The following is a 16,441-nucleotide window of genomic DNA, read 5'->3' as shown; positions in this document are numbered from 1 at the left end:
ACCTATTCACTCTCTTCCTGTAGGCCCTCTTCCTCCAGATCCAGCCGGTTTTCTATTAACCAAATAATATCATCATCATAACCATCCTTTTTTCTAAAGGCGTGCAGCTTTTCGCGCTCACGTTCAATAATGTCTGTCATTACATGCTTAAACCGGCTTATCATTTTATTAACAGCCACCTTTTTCTTCTCGTCATCCCTTGATTGGGTATAAAGTTCTACCTTATACTTTAGCAGTTCAAATTTGTTTTTTAACAGATCATTGGTTTTCAGGTCGCCCTCGTATTTAGCGCCTATTTCTTTTACTGCCGTGGAAAGCAGCGCCAACTCAATTTCCAGAATCTGCTGGTCATCGGCTTTATCATCGTCAACAGGCTCGGGTTTTATTAATTTTATAACCCATGGCAAGGTAAGGCCCTGGCAAACCAGCGTTACAATAATAACGATAAAGGTAATAAACAGTATGAGGTTACGATTTGGGAAAGCGTGATTGTTAAGCATTAGCGGTATTGACAACGCCGATGCTAAAGAAACTACCCCACGCATCCCTACCCAACCAATGATTGTTGGGTTTCGCCAACCCGGCCGGTTTTGGGCAACGGTAATATACTTGCTGATGAACGTAGTAAACCGCGACGAAATTAGCCCCGAAAACATTCTTACCAGGATAACCACCCCGGTAATGATCAGCGCTATCCTGAAAGCATCATACAAAGAAGTTTCTTTTATGCCACCGATAATTTCTGGTAATTGTAACCCGATCAGAAAAAAAATCACCGCGTTAAATATAAATACGATAGACGGCCATACCGCATTTGATTTAAGCCTGCTGGTATGTGTTAAAACAAAGTGATTTCTATAGGATATGAACAAACTGCCGGTTACCACCGCCAATACGCCCGATGAATGCAGCTCCTCTGCCGTGATATAGATAAGGTAAGGCAATACCAACGCGAAAGCGATATCTAAGTTAGAGGTTGTTGGCAGCCAGCGGTAAATGGCATAAAATATTAAACCCAATATCAACCCGATACCAATACCCGAAAGGGTTACAAATACAAACCCCGATGCGGCATCATACCATTCAAAATTGCTGCTTATAATGGCGGCAAGCGCAAATCTGAAAAGGGTTAAACTGGTTGCATCGTTCAGCAAGCTTTCCCCTTCAAGTATAGATACCATGCCTTTGGGCAGCCTGGTAAATTGCAATACTGAAGTTGCGGCGGCCGCATCCGGCGGCGAAATAATGGCCCCCAGTAAAAATCCCTGCGCCAATGTAAAACCAGGGATAAGCATATAGCTTACAAACGCTACCGCGGTTGCCGTAAGCAAAACATACCCAAGGGCCATAACGGTAACAATACGCCGCCATTTCCATAAAGCCTTCCATGAAGTATTTTGGGCGGCATCAAACAGTACAGGTGGTAAAATAACAAGGAACACCACGTCGGGGTCAATATGTACATTGGGGATACCGGGCACAAAGCTGATGCCCAATCCTGCTATCACTAAAAAAATGGGGTATGCTACCTTTAGTTTATTAGCAAGCACCACCAGGAAAGAAACGCTGAGGATCAGCCCCAGGCAAAGCAGTAAAATTTCATGCATCTATCAACTCAAATAATATATTTAAACTGTAAGATAAGGTAAATGTTTAAAATGTCACCAATTGACCGGTTTTATGTCATCGTATTATTAACAGAATCCTAAAAATAAAATTTTAACCCGCACATAACTAATGCTTTAGTTAAAAATTCAGGCAATCGCCTTTATAGCGTTAAACTAACGGCATTCGGCACTGTCAAAATCGCAATTCTTAATCAAATTATTAAACCTTATTAAACATTTATGTACAAAAAACTCCTTTTGGTATTCGTATCAATTATCACCATTAATGCAGCTAAAGCCCAAACCGAAAAAGGCAATCAAAGTGTAGGATTAAGCTTTGGTTTATCTACCACCGACCTTAAAACCAGGAGTATTAATTACAGCACTAACGACTACGATCCTGAGGTTAAAGGAAAACAAAACAATTACACAATTTCGCCAAATTACAGCTACTTTATTGCAGATAAACTGGATATTGGCTTGGCAGTAGGATATTCATACAGCAGCCAAAAGTATGATACCAATATGTACTCTCCACAAAACCAATCAGGCAAAAGTTTCTTCAGCTCCATCAGGTTAAGAAAATACTTTTTGTATGATAACAAAATAGGTATACGCACCGGCCCACATCTTAGCTACCAACGATTAAGCCAATCTTATACATACAATATTAATAATCAGCCTAATTATAACACAAACAGTAATGTTTATACAGGCGGTGTAGGGCTCGATTTTGTTTATTATCCTATAAAAAAATTAGGCCTTACTGCTGCAATGGGCAATTTAGATTATCAGCATCAAAAGAGCAGCGGCAATACAAGCGGGACTTATAATAGCTTTAATTTAAGCTTTGCCAATTCACTTATCTTTTCTGTTAATTACATTTGGTAATTAAGCAAATACAACCCTTAATCAGCCTTAGATCTTTTTTGATTTAAGGCTGATTTATGATCATCTAACTGATATCTGTTAGTTTAATGATCTTATCACCATTGAACTTAAATTGTTCGTGTAATTCCATGGCACCCGTTTTCTGATTATTTAATTCCCTTTTATAAATATAAGATGCAATTTTTAATAATTTTGGCAGATAATAATTCATTTAGCCTGGTTACACCGCATTGAGTTTTTAATCCATTATTCTATCGGCATGCTTTGCTGTTTTACCGTTTTTTTTATGCTTAACAGTTAAAGATGAAGCCTTATTTACAACTTTTTGACCTTTCGCAGAAGATCAATTATAAAAATGAAATTTTAGCCGGGTTAACAGTCGCCATGACTATGATGCCCGAGTCATTATCGTTCGCTATCCTGGCTGGTTTTCCACCTTTGGTTGGGCTATATGCCGCTTTTATTATGGGGCTAATTACAGCCATATTTGGCGGCAGGCCGGGTTTAATTTCGGGCGGGGCGGGCGCAACAGTAGTTGTACTTATAGCGCTCATGAAATCAAATGGTATTGACTATGTTTTTGCAGCCGTTGCATTAGCAGGCGTTATACAAATAATTGTAGGCTTATTTAAGCTGGGCAAGTTTATAAGGCTGGTTCCGCAGCCTGTTATGTATGGCTTTGTTAACGGGTTGGCTGTAGTTATATTTATGGCACAGCTGCAACAATTTAAAACGGTAGTGAACGGGCACGAAGTCTGGCTTACAGGGGCGCCATTGTTTATTATGGCAGGCTTAGTTGCCTTAACTATTGCTATTGTGTTTTTACTGCCACGTATCACTAAGGCCGTACCCCCATCATTGGTAGCCATCATGGTAGTTTTTGCTGTTGTGCTGGGCCTTGGTATCCACACAAAAACGGTAAAAGATATTGCAGAAGTAAGCGGTGGCTTCCCTCCTTTTCATATCCCTGCAGTGCCCTTTAACCTGGATACTTTAAAGATCATTTTCCCATATGCACTGATCATGGCCGGCGTAGGTTTAACAGAAGGATTATTAACCCTGAACCTGGTAGATGAAATAACCGCCACCCGCGGCAATAGCAACCGGGAATGTATTGCCCAGGGCAGCGCCAATATATTAAATGGCTTTTTCTTTGGGATGGGCGGCTGCCCTATGATAGCGCAAACTTTGGTTAACCTGTCTGCCGGGGCAAGGGCAAGGCTATCGGGCATTATTGCTTCGCTTACTATTTTGCTTATCATATTATTTGGAGCACCTGTTATAGAACGACTACCCATGGCTGCTTTAACCGGGGTTATGATTATGGTGGCAATAGGCACCTTTGAGTGGATTAGCTTCCGGATAATTAATAAGATGCCTAAGCAGGATGTTTTTGTTGGGATAACTGTAGCGCTCATTACCATTTGGTTGCATAATTTAGCTCTGGCCGTTTTAATTGGTGTAATTATATCGGCATTGGTTTTTGCGTGGGAAAGCGCTAAACGCATCAGGGCCAGGAAATATACAGATGCCGGAGGTGTTAAACATTACGAAATATACGGGCCATTATTTTTTGGCTCGGTAACAGCATTTAATGAAAAATTTGATGTGATGACCGATCCAAATGAGGTGGTTATTGATTTTAGAGACAGCCGGATAGCAGACATGTCTGGCATTGAGGCTTTAAATAAACTAACAGAAAGATACCGTAAAGCAGGCAAAAAACTCCACCTTAAACACCTAAGCGCCGATTGCAGGCTGCTTCTTAAAAATGCAGCCGATATCATAGATGTAAATGTAATAGAAGACCCTGCATACAGCATAGCTACAGATAAAGTAAAGTAGTTTGTCTTCAACAAAAAAGGGGGTCCGAATAAATATCGACCCTCCTTTTTTGTTTACGGCGATGGAATAATAGTCCTGTTGCTATTCCTTGTTTTATTAGCCGCCTGACCGCATTTTTTTGTAGCTTTTTGTGTTTTTCTGCGTTAATCCGTATCTTTTTTGTGCTTAATTTATTGTTTCTGAAAAACCAAACACAGTGCAGCCATGCTTGTTTATCAATTATCTATGGCTCTTATTTCTGCCAAAAGATAATTATTAGCAACAATCCGAATAAGATTCATTCAAAAAAATGAGATTAATATTATTATTTAATATAAATCTTGCATTAATTATATGTTTTTTTTCATAATTTACCAAAAAAATCATTAATTAGAAGTGTTTTATAATCATTTACATGCATTCCTAATAATATTTGAGTTTTTACTGCACTAATCAGGATAGTTTTTATGTACAAATCGCAACATTTTGAAAAATACAATTTAATAAACGGCGTATGGGACGAAATGCACAGCGAAAACAGCACCGTACGCGATCATTATCAGAAAATAGTTGAGTATTTAGCTCAGGAATCACCGGATGACCTCGGAAAGAAGGAAGAATTGGCAAAAAGATTGTTCATGACCCAGGGAATTACCTTTACTGTATACAATAGCGGCGAAGGAATTGAAAAAATATTCCCTTTCGATATTATTCCGCGGGTTATTACATCAGGTGAGTGGGCTTTTATTGAAAAAGGCATTAAACAAAGGCTTACCGCGCTTAATCTTTTCCTAAAAGACATTTATCACAACCAGTTTATTGTTAAAGACGGGATTGTCCCTATTGACATTGTGTACTCCTGCCCACATTTTCTGCGGGAAATGTACCAGTTAAATGTACCCTATGATGTATATGTGCACATAGCCGGTATTGACCTGATCCGCGACCACGACGGAACTTTTTATGTGCTGGAAGACAACCTGCGCACCCCATCAGGCGTAAGCTATATGCTGGAAAACAGGGAGATAACCAAACGTTTGTTTCCAGATCTGCTGCCAAATTGCGGTGTAAGGAGCGTTACCGAGTACCCATCTATCCTGTATAAAAACCTGCTATCGTTATCGCCAAGGCAAATTAGCAACCCAACTATCGTACTGCTTAGTCCGGGTATATATAACTCTGCTTATTTTGAGCACACCACACTTGCCCGCTTGATGGGTGTTGAACTGGTTGAAGGCCGCGACCTGGTAGTGAACAACCACAAGGTTTATATGAAAACCACCACCGGCCTGCAGCAGGTTGATGTTATTTACCGCCGTGTTGATGATGAATTCTTAGATCCGCTGGTGTTTAACCCTAACAGCGTGCTGGGTGTAGCCGGCCTCATGGGTGCTTATCGCAAAGGCAACGTAGCTATTGTTAATGCCGTTGGTAACGGGGTGGCCGATGACAAGGCTACCTACATATATGTACCTGATATGATCAAGTACTACCTGAACGAGGAGCCGCTACTAAAGAATGTACCCACCCATCGCCTGAGTAATAAGGATGAGCGCGATCATGTGTTCAAGAATATTAACACCATGGTGGTTAAAAAAACCAATGAAAGCGGTGGCTATGGTATGTTAATGGGGCATGCATCAACAGAAGAAGAAATTGAGAAGTACAAACTGGAGATATTAAAAGATCCAAGAAATTTTATTGCACAACCAACAATCAGCCTATCGGCAGCGCCATGTTATATTGGCGGGGCGGTGCAGCCAAGGCGTATTGACCTGCGCCCCTATGCTTTATGCGGGCCGGACGGCATTGAAATTGTACCCGGCGGCTTAACCCGCGTAGCGCTAAAAGAAGGCTCGCTGGTAGTTAATAGCTCGCAGGGCGGTGGTAGTAAAGACACGTGGGTACTTGCGTAACCCCCAGCCCTTGAAGGGGAGCCGGATTTGAAGTAAGATATATGAATCAAGAAACAAGACATGTTATTCAAAATAGCAAATAATATAAATCAAAATCTCCCCCTTCAGGGGGTTGGGGGGCAGCTATGTTAAGCAGGGTAGCAGCAAGTTTTTATTGGTTAAGCCGGTATATTGAACGTAGCGACGGTATTTTAAGAATGCTGAAGATCAATTATGCTTCATCGCAAGACTCGGTAGCGGGGTTTACCTGGGAGCCTGTGATCCGTATTTTTTCGGGCCCGGATGAGGAACTTATGGAGCGGCTGGGAAACGATAGCCGTGCCGTATTAAAGTACATGGTTACTGATAAGGATAATAATAACTCTATCCTTAACATTATAACCCTTGCCCGTGAAAACGCCCGCAGTGTACAGGAACATATCCCAAAAGATTTGTGGCAGTGCCTTAATGAGTACTACCATACCGTTAAAGAGCCAAAAATAGCAGCCGGTTTAAAAAAGGACGACCCTATAGGCGTGCTTGATGTTTTAATAAAGCAGGTTATGCTATATTATGGCACTGCCGAGATCACCATGGAGCGTGGTCAGGGGCGCAGCTTTATGAATATTGGCAAGTACCTGGAGCGCGCTATCCAATCAATAGATATTTTGGATGTTAAATACGGCCCGTTAAATAATAACCCCAACCTGCTTACAGATATCACCTACTGGAAACACTTATTGATGTCTATAGGCGGGTATGAGCTTTACCAAAAAACCTATCGCGGCGGTTTGGAGGCGCAGAATGTACTGGAGCTGGTTATTCTTAATAATGATTTTCCACGGTCGGTTATCTACTCCGTTAACAGCATTCAGCGGTATTTCGACAGGCTCAAGAATAACAGTAATGTGAACGATTACCGAGAGATATCCTTTCATATTGGCAGGCTGCAAAGCAGTATTAAATACAGCTCGGTAAAAAGCATAAGCCAGGAAGGGTTACACCAGTACCTTATACGAGTAAAAGAAGATCTGTACCATATAGGTAACGCGCTTAATGAATATTATTTTGCAAATTCCTGATCAAAAAAATTGACACTATGCCAGAATTTAAAATACAGCATATCACCAAATACTCCTATGATAACTTTGTTCGCGATAGCGCCAACAATATCATACTGTTTCCTATTGTTGACATTTACCAGGATGTTATTAAGCATGACCTTGTTATAACGGGTAACCCCCAGGTAGATACTTATGTTGATTATTATGGTAACGAGGTAGGCAGCTTTACCAATACCGAGCCGCATAACCAACTCATTATTAATTCGCAATTACTGGTGAATACACATGTGAGGCCACTCCCGGTTGATAACATGTTTGCATCAGAGCAATGGAACGAACTGTTTAACCTGAGATACATAGTACCCTATATTGACTTTTTAAAACAAGAGTATTTTGAAGGATTAATTGAATTACGGCCCGTTGTTGAAAACGAGCGCAAAACTGAAGATACTCCATATCATACCGCCCTTAAATTTTGCCAGTATGTATACAAGAACTTTGAATACATAAAGGGCGTAACCACCGTTGAAACTACCCTTGACGAGATATGGAAAATAAAAGCCGGTGTTTGCCAGGATTTTGCACATCTTTTAATGGTGATGCTGCGCCTGGTGGGTATTCCTGCCCGGTATGTAAGCGGATACATTTGCCCTAACCGCGACGGCATGAGAGGCGAAGGCGCCACCCATGCATGGGCAGAAGCTTACATACCGGGGTACGGCTGGTTAGGGATTGACCCTACCAACAATTGTGTTGCCAATGAAATGCATGTAAGATTGGCTGTAGGCCGCAATTTCTCTGACTGCTCGCCGGTTAAGGGTGTGTACAAAGGTTCGGCAAACCACAAGCTGGAGGTATCTGTTTCGGTTGGCTATGAAGACAACCATTTACCCGAAGAAAAAGATATATTTACCGCATCAACAGTCTCCAAAACCGAAACTACTGCTTCACGAAACAGTTATGCCAGGTATATGGAGATTGTGCAGCAGCAGCAGCAACAACAGCAGCAGCAATAAGGGTTTATATATTTAAAGAAGATGACGTACTGTTTAGGAATTAAAGTTAAAGAAGGCTTAATAGCCATTGCCGATACCCGCGTTACCACCGGGACAGATACTACCATAAAAAAGAAGATCAGCATCCTGCAAAAGGAACATTCCTCTATGTTTATCATGACCAGCGGCTTGCGCTCTGTAAGAGATAAGGCCATTGTTTATTTTGATGAAATACTGGAAACCTCTGAATTTAATAAGCTGTACCAGGCAGTAAACGCGTTTGGCAAACAAGTAAGGCGTGTAGCTGACGAGGACAGGGCGACCTTAGAAAAAGCCGGTTTTAAGTTTGACCTGAACACAATTATTGGCGGGCAGCTTGAAGGCGACGATGAGCATAAGCTATTTTTGCTTTATCCCGAAGGGAACTGGGTAGAACTGGGGCTTGGCGCGCCCTTTGTAGTAATAGGTAACTCGGGGCATGGCAAGGCTATTCTTAACCGCATACTAAATGAAGATTCGGATATGAAGCTGGCCTTAAAAGCGGGTTTTTTGTCGTTTGACTCAACACGGGTAAGCAGCAATAATGTTGATTTCCCTATTGATGTGGCGCTTTATAAAAAGGGAACCTTTCAATTGATAGATCAGCGTTATACGCAAAAAGATATGGCAGATATATCGGCACAATGGGACGATGAATTAAAAAATGCCTTGCTGAATATTCCGGGGGAGTGGATGGATAAAGCGTTTGATAAATTACCAAAATAACAGAATGAAATTTAAAGTATCGGCGGAGTTAGATTATGAAGTGAAAGCGCCAAGCACGTTGATACTAAATATACACGCACTAAGAACAGCCCACCAAACCGTACTGGATGAGAAACTAAGCATTGAGCCCTATTTTAAGATAGAAGAGCTAACCGCCGTAAATGGTGAGAACCGTTTTGTTAGGTTAGACATCCCTGATACCGGCACCATCAGCATAAAATATGAGGCTACTGTTGATAACTACTATGAGGTAAAAGACCACTCCAATGTAGAAGAGATCCCGGTGAGCAGGTTTGATCCGGCAGTATTAACTTACCTCAACCCCAGCCGTTATTGCCAGTCGGATAAGTTATATCGTTTAGCAAACAACACTTTTGGCCACATCAGCACATCATTTGAGCAGGTGTTTGCCGTTACCGACTGGATCCATAAAAATGTAGAATACTTAAGCGGCTTTACCAATTCAGAAACATCTGCCTATGATACTGTTACCCAACAGGCGGGTGTATGCCGTGATTTTGCACATTTGGGCATTGCCTTGTGCCGTGCACTTACTATACCCGCACGTTATTTTACCGGGTATGCTTACCAATTAAACCCGCCGGATTTTCATGCCTGCTTTGAGGCCTATTTAGGTGGCGATTGGGTTTTGTTTGATGCCACGAGGCTTATCCCCTTAAACGGATTGGTTAAAATAGCTACCGGCCGGGATGCCGCCGATGCCGCGATAGCCAGCATATTTGGCGATGTGTTTTGCACCAACATTAAAGTAGCCTGTGAGTTTGTAGATGACAAACCCTTTAAACCAATTTACTATACCCGGTCAATATTTGATGGGATTACTTACCTGTAGGGTATAATTCCCTTTCGGTTTGCTCAATGGCTGCAGATAATTCTTCGGCCCGTTTTACCCAGGTGTTTCCTTCGGCTACTTTAATACGGGCTTGCTGTTTCTCTGGCGAGTTACTACTTATTTCAGAGATAACGTATTGCAAAAAGTCCTCTTTATTATCTGCCAGTTGAATAACAACTTCAAAATCTGTCATATCGCCAAACCGGGCGCTTATTACAGGCAGCCCCGCAGCAAGGTATTCGTTAATCTTCATGGGGTATATACCACTTGTTAACTTATCATTCACATATGGAATAATGGCTACTGAAAAGTTTTTTAAATAAGATGGCAGTTCTTCGGGGTTTTTAGGCCCAACAAACGTAACGTTTGGATAGCTCTTTAATAATTTTGCACCTTCTTCATTCAGCGTGCGGCCAACAAATACAAATTCAGCTTTTGGCAGTTTCTCTATCAAATAGGTAACTATATCATAGTTCATACGATAATCAATGGTACCCACAAAGCCAATTACCTGCTTGTCTTTATTAATGGCCTCATTTAACCCTTGCTTAAACAGTTCGGCTTTAACCGCGTTCTTTACAATAAAGCAACGTTTGGTGTATGGCTTTTTACTCTCATATAATCCTTTTGAACTTACAATGGTAGCATCGGCAATGGCTAAAAATGCCTCTTCCATCCGTTCACCATGTTTTCTTAGCCAGGTGTTTGCTCCTTTTATTTCATCATAGCAATGATATATTAAAGAGCGTTCACCAAACTTACGCCCATTCATAACACCCATAGCCGGGTTAAATGAGGTAAAATTGATAAGATCGTGGTTCATGTCCAGTTTTTGCAGGGTTTTCTTTACCAGCTTACGAAGCAACCAGGCATTGTACTTTATCATTACATCATAGGCAAATCCCTTAGATAAAAAACTTACCGGGAAAGCCAGCGGGGGAGTTAGCCAGTAAACAATTCCCCCATTGTCGGTGTGTATTTCTTTAAGCCTTGGTTTTAAACCAAACGCTTGTTTAAAATCAACCGGGGCCTTATTGTTTACGCCAAATAAAGCATCTTTATAAGTATAGGCATTATCAACAAATAGTATTTTATTAGTAACAGAAAGCACTTTCATTAATTCAACCACGGGCTTAATGTAGTTACCATGCCATTCATTGCCGGCAATGCACAATATATTCCTATTGTTTAACATGCTGAATATCTGTTTCTAAATAATAAAATAACCATATATCAATTGGATACTAATTTATCCGGAGCCATCAAACCAGCATATTTTATAAAGGGATACGAAGTATAAGTTATAACAACTATGTAAACAGTATAAAATATATGGAATTGAGCAGCATAAAATAAAAAAGATAAAACATTAATAAATAATGCATTACCAAATAAAAACTTAGTTTAAGTTGTTAAAAACCTATTCGCTAATATAGTAAATACAATTGTTTAATATCATGTCAGAAGCTTACAAACATTAATAGATAGCGCTTGAACCATGGTAGAATTATCATGTTAACTTTAGTTTTTCAATTTGTATTAACCCTTAAAAGGCGTAGGCCTTGCTAACTATTAAAATAAATTATAAATCTCCGCACATTGTTACTAATATTACCGTTACTGTAAAACAGCATTGCAAAACGCTGCTGTAGTATTATATAATTGTACACCATATGAAACAGTACGGGCTCATTGGCTATCCGCTTTCGCACTCATTCTCAAAAAAGTATTTTACCGAAAAATTTGCAACGGAAAAGATCGCCGACGCCACCTATGAATTATATCCACTGGAAAATATTGACGACCTCCCGGCCCTGCTGCATGCCCACCCAAATCTTTGTGGTTTAAACGTTACAATCCCTCATAAGGTTAGTGTTTTACAGCACCTGGATTGGATTGAGAATGATGCCAAACATGCCGGGGCGGTTAACTGCATAAAAGTAATTTCAGAAAGCCCTATATCGGCGGCATTCTCTGGCGAGGTTGGTATTAAGGGGCATGACTTTAGGCTGGAAGGATACAATACAGATATAAATGGCTTTGATGGATCAATTAGTCCGCTGTTAACCAGCGACCATGATAAGGCACTGATACTGGGCGATGGCGGGGCCGCAAGAGCGGTTAAATGTGTACTGGAAAACAAAGGGATTGATTATGTATGTGTTACCCGTAAACCAAAACCGGGCAACCTGTTATTTACAGACCTAACCGATAAACACATTGCCAATCATAAACTAATTATTAATACAACACCAATTGGTACTTACCCAAATGTTGATGAATGCCCGCCAATACCATACGAGGCAATAACCAGCAGCCATTTATTATTCGATTTGATATATAACCCTCCCCAAACCTTATTTTTGCAAAAGGGAGCGGAGCGCAGGGCCACTACAAAGAACGGATATGAAATGTTAGTATTGCAGGCTGAAAAAGCCTGGGAAATATGGAATTTAGAAGAATAGCACCTGTGAAAATTTTAGCCGCTTTAGTAACCGTATTATTCATTACCGCATGCGGTGGCAACCAGGATTATTCTCCTAAGCCACGGGGCTTTTATAGAATAGTTTTCCCTGAAAAAGCCTATCAGCCCTACACCGAAGGCTGCCCTTTTACATTTGACTATCCCCAATACGCGCACTTTGAGCCAGACAGGTCTGCAAAGGCAAAGCCTTGCTGGATGAATTTGCAATACCCTCAATTTAATGCAACACTGCATTTAACTTACGAGCCTGTTTCATCAAAAAAAGAATTTAATGAGTTGATTGAGGACGCCCACAAATTGAGCTTTAAGCACACCGTTAAGGCAACCTCTATAGATGAAGGCGTTATTTCCTTTCCCGAAAGGAATGTTTACGGCATTTATTACACTATTGAGGGCAATGCCGCGTCATCGGCACAGTTTTATTTAACAGACAGCACCCGCCGTCATTACCTGCGCGGCGCCCTGTACTTTAACTCCGAACCACGTCTTGACTCTATTAAGCCGGTACTTACCTTCCTTAAAAAGGATGTTGATGTGCTGATAAAAACATTAAGGTGGAAATAAAGCTTAAAGCGGAAGGCTAAAAGCTAAAAGCACCAAATAAATGCTTTCGGCTTTCAGCTTTTTGCTTTCAGCCTAATACCCTACTTTTGCACCCATGGCCAATATTCAATCATTTGTAAACAACCCATACCAGGAGAACACATACATTTTGTATGATGATAGTTTGGAGTGCGTAATTATTGACCCCGGTATGTATACCGCTGCCGAACAAAATACGGTAGTAAACTTTATTAAAGCCAATAATCTTAAGCCTGTTTTACTGCTTAACACCCATTGCCATGTTGACCACGTGCTTGGCAACAAATTTGTTTTTGACCAATACGGCTTAAAACCAAAGTTCCATATTGGCGAGAGTGAGGTATTAGAAGCTGTTATTGCCTATGCACCGGCAATGGGTTTCAGATATGAGCCATCGCCGCTACCAGATGAATACTTGCCGGAAACCGGCACCATCAGCTTTGGTAATACTGAGCTACAATTAATATTTGCGCCGGGCCATTCACCTGCCCACTTATGCTTTTATGATAAGGATGCCAATTTGCTTGTAGGCGGTGATGTATTATTCAGAAGCAGCATTGGCCGTACTGATTTGCCGGGAGGCAACTACAATTTACTGATACAGAACATTAAAGAAAAACTTTTTTCGCTGCCCGATGATTGTACAGTATATCCCGGTCACGGCCCCGAAACAACCATAGGGTACGAAAAAAAACATAATCCGTATTTGTAAGTTATAAACGCATCCGTTAACAATAACCCTGGTTGAATACATCTATCTACATAGCCAAAAGGTACCTGTTTAGCAAAAAACAGACGCACGCCATCAACATTATATCAGGCATATCTATGCTTGGTGTTTTGGTGGGCAGCGCGGCACTTATCATCATCCTGTCGGTATTTAACGGGTTAGAAAAAGTTATACTTTCGCTATACAGCAATTTCACCCCCGAACTTAAAATAGAGCCTACACGAGGCAAAACCTTTGATCCGGACAGCACTTATTTTAATGCCTTAAAAAAGGATAAAAGCATAGTATCATACACACAAGTATTAGAAGAAAAAGCCCTTATACAATATGGTAACAGAACTTTTATTGGCACGGTTAAAGGTGTAAGTGATGATTTTTTAAAAGGTAAACAGTTAGATAGCACCATACAAACAGGATCTTTCACACTTAAGGATAGCAACAATAATTTTTATGGTGTAATAGGCTCAACCATACAGGGTAGCCTGGGCGTAAGCTTAAAGAACCAATTTAATGCATTGCAAATATTTTCGCCAAAGCGCACAGCCGGCAATTCAACAAACCCAATGAATGATTTTGTGTTCCGTTCAATTATGCCATCGGGTGTGTTTGCCATACAGCAAGATTTTGATGACATCATTATAACGCCAATAGAGTTTACCCGCGATTTACTCGATGAGCCAAACAAGGTATCATCTCTGGAAATTAATTTTAAGCCCGGAACCGACATCAGCGATATGCAGGATGAGATTACTGAAAAGGCCGGCAGCAACTTCGTAGTAAAAAACCGTAAAGAACAGAATACTGAGCTATATAAAACCATTAATTACGAACGCTGGTCTATTTTCATGATCCTGGTTTTTGTTATGATTATAGCCATATTTAACATTATTGGCTCATTAACCATGCTGGTAATGGATAAACGACAAGACATAGCCATACTTACAAGCCTGGGCGCTAACAAACAGCTCATACAGGGCATTTTCTTTTTCGAGGGGATGATGATCTCTGTTATAGGGTGCGTCATTGGTATTGTAATAGGTTTTATAATTTGCCTGATACAGCAACAGTTCAGCCTAATAAAAATGGGCTCCGAAACCTCTGTATTGGATGCCTATCCGGTTGCATTTAGCATTAGCGATTTTGTGCTGGTATTTTTAACTGTTATAGCAATTGCGGTTATAGCATCGAGCATTAGCGCAAGGCTAAGTGTTAAACGACTGGACGAGATAAAGCAAGACCTATAGCAAATAAAGGAAAAAGACAATTAGATAAATAGGAAACCGATTTGTACCGTCACCAAAACAACATAAATTATAAATACAATTTGCAAGGCGTTTTCAATTCAGTAGCTTTATAAATTGCCTATCATAAATAAAACAAACTCATTTGCCTAACCGGCGTTAATTATTACTATGGAATCAAAACGTCAGCAAAAATTTGCCGGAGTAATCCAACAGGACCTGGCAGCTATATTTCAACGTGAGGGTATGAATTATCTGCCACATACATTGGTTACAATTACTAAAGTTAGGGTAACGCCAGATTTGGCTATAGCCCGTGTCTTTCTGAGCTTTTTTAACAATGCCAATGGCCAGTTGGCTTTACAAACCATAAAATCGCACGCGTCAGAAATAAGGTATAAACTGGGTGCCCGCATTAAAGACCAGGTAAGGATAATTCCACAGCTTGAATTTTTTATTGACGATACCAGCGAATACGTTGAACGTATGGATAAGATATTTGACAAAATAAGCAAGGAAGAGCGCCAGCCGGATACCGAAGACAACTAAGCTTTTATGGATGCTACCGCAGCATTAGCAGCTTATATAAAAAACCATCGGCCAGAGATAGGCAAGGTGGTGGATTATAACCCCGTACATGACCGGCTTTACCCGCTTGATCTTACAGTTGCCAATACCGAATTAACGGCCGACCTGGTTGTCAACACAGCAGCCTTTAGTAACTGGATCACCCAAAAGCTTGCCGATAACCAATGCCGCTATGGCATTGGCGGCTACATGGAGCACCGAACCATTTACACCCGCAGTACACTATTTGATACCGAAGACGAACCCCGCCGCCTGCACCTTGGTGTAGATATTTGGGGTGATGCAGGGATACCCATTTATGCGCCTTTAAACGGGAAGGTACACAGCTTTGCTGATAATAATAACCATGGCGATTACGGCCCCACTATAATCCTGCAGCACAATTTGGATGGTTTAACTTTATTTAGCCTGTACGGGCATTTGAGCAGGGCGAGTCTGGCTGGACTGGAAGTTGGACAGCCAATTAACCTGAACCAACAAATAGCCGCCCTGGGCACTGCTCAGGAAAATGGTAACTGGCCGCCGCACCTGCACTTTCAGTTAATGCTTGATATCGGCGATAATTATGGAGATTATCCCGGAGTGGGCAAGTATTCCGAAAAAGAGAAATTTCTGCAAAACATACCCAACCCGGAATTAATATTGCAATTTTTAGATAAATTTTAATACTCTAAAGGAAAACAACGCACTATTACAACCCCGTTTTAGCCATGTTTTATCTAAGAATATTTCAATTAAATGGGTTTAGTTAAATTAATGTAACAATTAATAGATAAATACCTTATCAGTGTTACATAGCCAATTGCATTTTACACATTAGTGCTTATATTTGCCATCGCAAAAAAACTTCATTTTAATAATATAATGAGAGAAATACAATTCAGGGAAGCGCTAAGGGAAGCCATGCAGGAAGAAATGCGC

The 16,441-nt window shown here is 40.7% G+C and carries 15 protein-coding genes; 13 read left to right on the top strand and 2 right to left on the bottom strand.

Annotated elements, in window-relative coordinates; all coding sequences use genetic code 11:
- Positions 1 to 2 precede the first annotated feature (2 nt).
- Positions 3 to 1,607 carry a Na+/H+ antiporter gene (locus tag WC743_RS23230; RefSeq protein ID WP_373015950.1) on the bottom strand — a complete coding sequence of 535 codons (1,605 nt, stop codon included), beginning with the start codon at positions 1,605 to 1,607 and terminating at the stop codon, positions 3 to 5.
- Positions 1,608 to 1,847: 240 nt separating this feature from the next.
- On the opposite strand from WC743_RS23230, the gene WC743_RS23225 reads away from it, so the two are divergent.
- From WC743_RS23225 to WC743_RS23195, 7 genes are all read left to right on the top strand, one after another.
- Positions 1,848 to 2,498 (top strand): autotransporter outer membrane beta-barrel domain-containing protein, encoded by a 651-nt coding sequence (locus WC743_RS23225; RefSeq protein ID WP_373015949.1) that lies wholly within the window; start codon positions 1,848 to 1,850, stop codon positions 2,496 to 2,498.
- 303 nt (positions 2,499 to 2,801) lie between these two features.
- Positions 2,802 to 4,343, top strand: a complete 1,542-nt coding sequence (locus WC743_RS23220; RefSeq protein ID WP_373015948.1) for a SulP family inorganic anion transporter — start codon at positions 2,802 to 2,804, stop codon at positions 4,341 to 4,343.
- A gap of 446 nt (positions 4,344 to 4,789) precedes the next feature.
- A complete protein-coding gene (locus tag WC743_RS23215; RefSeq protein ID WP_373015947.1) occupies positions 4,790 to 6,238 on the top strand; it encodes a circularly permuted type 2 ATP-grasp protein in 1,449 nt (482 codons plus the stop codon).
- Between the two features lie 125 nt (positions 6,239 to 6,363).
- On the top strand, positions 6,364 to 7,299 hold the full coding sequence (locus tag WC743_RS23210; RefSeq protein WP_373015946.1) for an alpha-E domain-containing protein: 936 nt from the start codon (positions 6,364 to 6,366) through the stop codon (positions 7,297 to 7,299).
- A gap of 17 nt (positions 7,300 to 7,316) precedes the next feature.
- A complete protein-coding gene (locus WC743_RS23205; protein WP_373015945.1) occupies positions 7,317 to 8,297 on the top strand; it encodes a transglutaminase domain-containing protein in 981 nt (326 codons plus the stop codon).
- 21 nt (positions 8,298 to 8,318) lie between these two features.
- Positions 8,319 to 9,041 (top strand): peptidase, encoded by a 723-nt coding sequence (locus tag WC743_RS23200; RefSeq protein ID WP_373015944.1) that lies wholly within the window; start codon positions 8,319 to 8,321, stop codon positions 9,039 to 9,041.
- A gap of 4 nt (positions 9,042 to 9,045) precedes the next feature.
- Positions 9,046 to 9,894 carry a transglutaminase family protein gene (locus WC743_RS23195; RefSeq protein ID WP_373015943.1) on the top strand — a complete coding sequence of 283 codons (849 nt, stop codon included), beginning with the start codon at positions 9,046 to 9,048 and terminating at the stop codon, positions 9,892 to 9,894.
- Here WC743_RS23195 and WC743_RS23190 read toward each other — a convergent pair.
- Positions 9,881 to 11,089, bottom strand: a complete 1,209-nt coding sequence (locus WC743_RS23190; RefSeq protein ID WP_373015942.1) for a glycosyltransferase — start codon at positions 11,087 to 11,089, stop codon at positions 9,881 to 9,883. The genes WC743_RS23195 and WC743_RS23190 overlap by 14 nt on opposite strands.
- Positions 11,090 to 11,567: 478 nt before the next feature.
- Between WC743_RS23190 and WC743_RS23185 the strand changes: the two genes are divergently transcribed.
- From WC743_RS23185 to WC743_RS23160, 6 genes are all read left to right on the top strand, one after another.
- On the top strand, positions 11,568 to 12,359 hold the full coding sequence (locus WC743_RS23185; protein WP_373015941.1) for a shikimate dehydrogenase: 792 nt from the start codon (positions 11,568 to 11,570) through the stop codon (positions 12,357 to 12,359).
- Positions 12,341 to 12,943 (top strand): gliding motility lipoprotein GldD, encoded by a 603-nt coding sequence (gene gldD / locus WC743_RS23180; RefSeq protein WP_373015940.1) that lies wholly within the window; start codon positions 12,341 to 12,343, stop codon positions 12,941 to 12,943. The genes WC743_RS23185 and gldD overlap by 19 nt, the downstream gene beginning before the upstream one ends.
- 94 nt (positions 12,944 to 13,037) lie before the next feature.
- A complete protein-coding gene (locus WC743_RS23175; RefSeq protein WP_373015939.1) occupies positions 13,038 to 13,673 on the top strand; it encodes an MBL fold metallo-hydrolase in 636 nt (211 codons plus the stop codon).
- A 32-nt stretch (positions 13,674 to 13,705) separates the two neighbouring features.
- Complete coding sequence (locus tag WC743_RS23170; RefSeq protein WP_373015938.1) at positions 13,706 to 14,935, top strand: FtsX-like permease family protein; 1,230 nt, start codon at positions 13,706 to 13,708, stop codon at positions 14,933 to 14,935.
- 168 nt (positions 14,936 to 15,103) lie between these two features.
- Positions 15,104 to 15,481, top strand: a complete 378-nt coding sequence (rbfA, locus tag WC743_RS23165; RefSeq protein ID WP_373015937.1) for a 30S ribosome-binding factor RbfA — start codon at positions 15,104 to 15,106, stop codon at positions 15,479 to 15,481.
- A 6-nt stretch (positions 15,482 to 15,487) separates the two neighbouring features.
- Positions 15,488 to 16,186, top strand: coding sequence for a peptidoglycan DD-metalloendopeptidase family protein (locus WC743_RS23160; RefSeq protein WP_373015936.1), 699 nt, complete (start codon positions 15,488 to 15,490; stop codon positions 16,184 to 16,186).
- The last annotated feature ends 255 nt before the right edge of the window (positions 16,187 to 16,441 follow it).

The sequence above is a fragment of the Mucilaginibacter sp. genome (genome assembly GCF_041660805.1).
Lineage (GTDB): Bacteria > Bacteroidota > Bacteroidia > Sphingobacteriales > Sphingobacteriaceae > Mucilaginibacter.
The sequence above is the reverse complement of the archived record's forward strand: the minus strand, read 5'-3'. Positions and strand labels throughout refer to the sequence as shown.

Bases quoted from the DNA above. Each gene is read 5' to 3' on its own strand.
- WC743_RS23230 (WP_373015950.1), bottom strand. From the start codon at position 1,607: ATGCATGAAATTTTACTGCTTTGCCTGGGGCTGATCCTCAGCGTTTCT.
- WC743_RS23225 (WP_373015949.1), top strand. From the start codon at position 1,848: ATGTACAAAAAACTCCTTTTGGTATTCGTATCAATTATCACCATTAAT.
- WC743_RS23220 (WP_373015948.1), top strand. From the start codon at position 2,802: ATGAAGCCTTATTTACAACTTTTTGACCTTTCGCAGAAGATCAATTAT.
- WC743_RS23215 (WP_373015947.1), top strand. From the start codon at position 4,790: ATGTACAAATCGCAACATTTTGAAAAATACAATTTAATAAACGGCGTA.
- WC743_RS23210 (WP_373015946.1), top strand. From the start codon at position 6,364: ATGTTAAGCAGGGTAGCAGCAAGTTTTTATTGGTTAAGCCGGTATATT.
- WC743_RS23205 (WP_373015945.1), top strand. From the start codon at position 7,317: ATGCCAGAATTTAAAATACAGCATATCACCAAATACTCCTATGATAAC.
- WC743_RS23200 (WP_373015944.1), top strand. From the start codon at position 8,319: ATGACGTACTGTTTAGGAATTAAAGTTAAAGAAGGCTTAATAGCCATT.
- WC743_RS23195 (WP_373015943.1), top strand. From the start codon at position 9,046: ATGAAATTTAAAGTATCGGCGGAGTTAGATTATGAAGTGAAAGCGCCA.
- WC743_RS23190 (WP_373015942.1), bottom strand. From the start codon at position 11,089: ATGTTAAACAATAGGAATATATTGTGCATTGCCGGCAATGAATGGCAT.
- WC743_RS23185 (WP_373015941.1), top strand. From the start codon at position 11,568: ATGAAACAGTACGGGCTCATTGGCTATCCGCTTTCGCACTCATTCTCA.
- gldD (WP_373015940.1), top strand. From the start codon at position 12,341: ATGGAATTTAGAAGAATAGCACCTGTGAAAATTTTAGCCGCTTTAGTA.
- WC743_RS23175 (WP_373015939.1), top strand. From the start codon at position 13,038: ATGGCCAATATTCAATCATTTGTAAACAACCCATACCAGGAGAACACA.
- rbfA (WP_373015937.1), top strand. From the start codon at position 15,104: ATGGAATCAAAACGTCAGCAAAAATTTGCCGGAGTAATCCAACAGGAC.
- WC743_RS23160 (WP_373015936.1), top strand. From the start codon at position 15,488: ATGGATGCTACCGCAGCATTAGCAGCTTATATAAAAAACCATCGGCCA.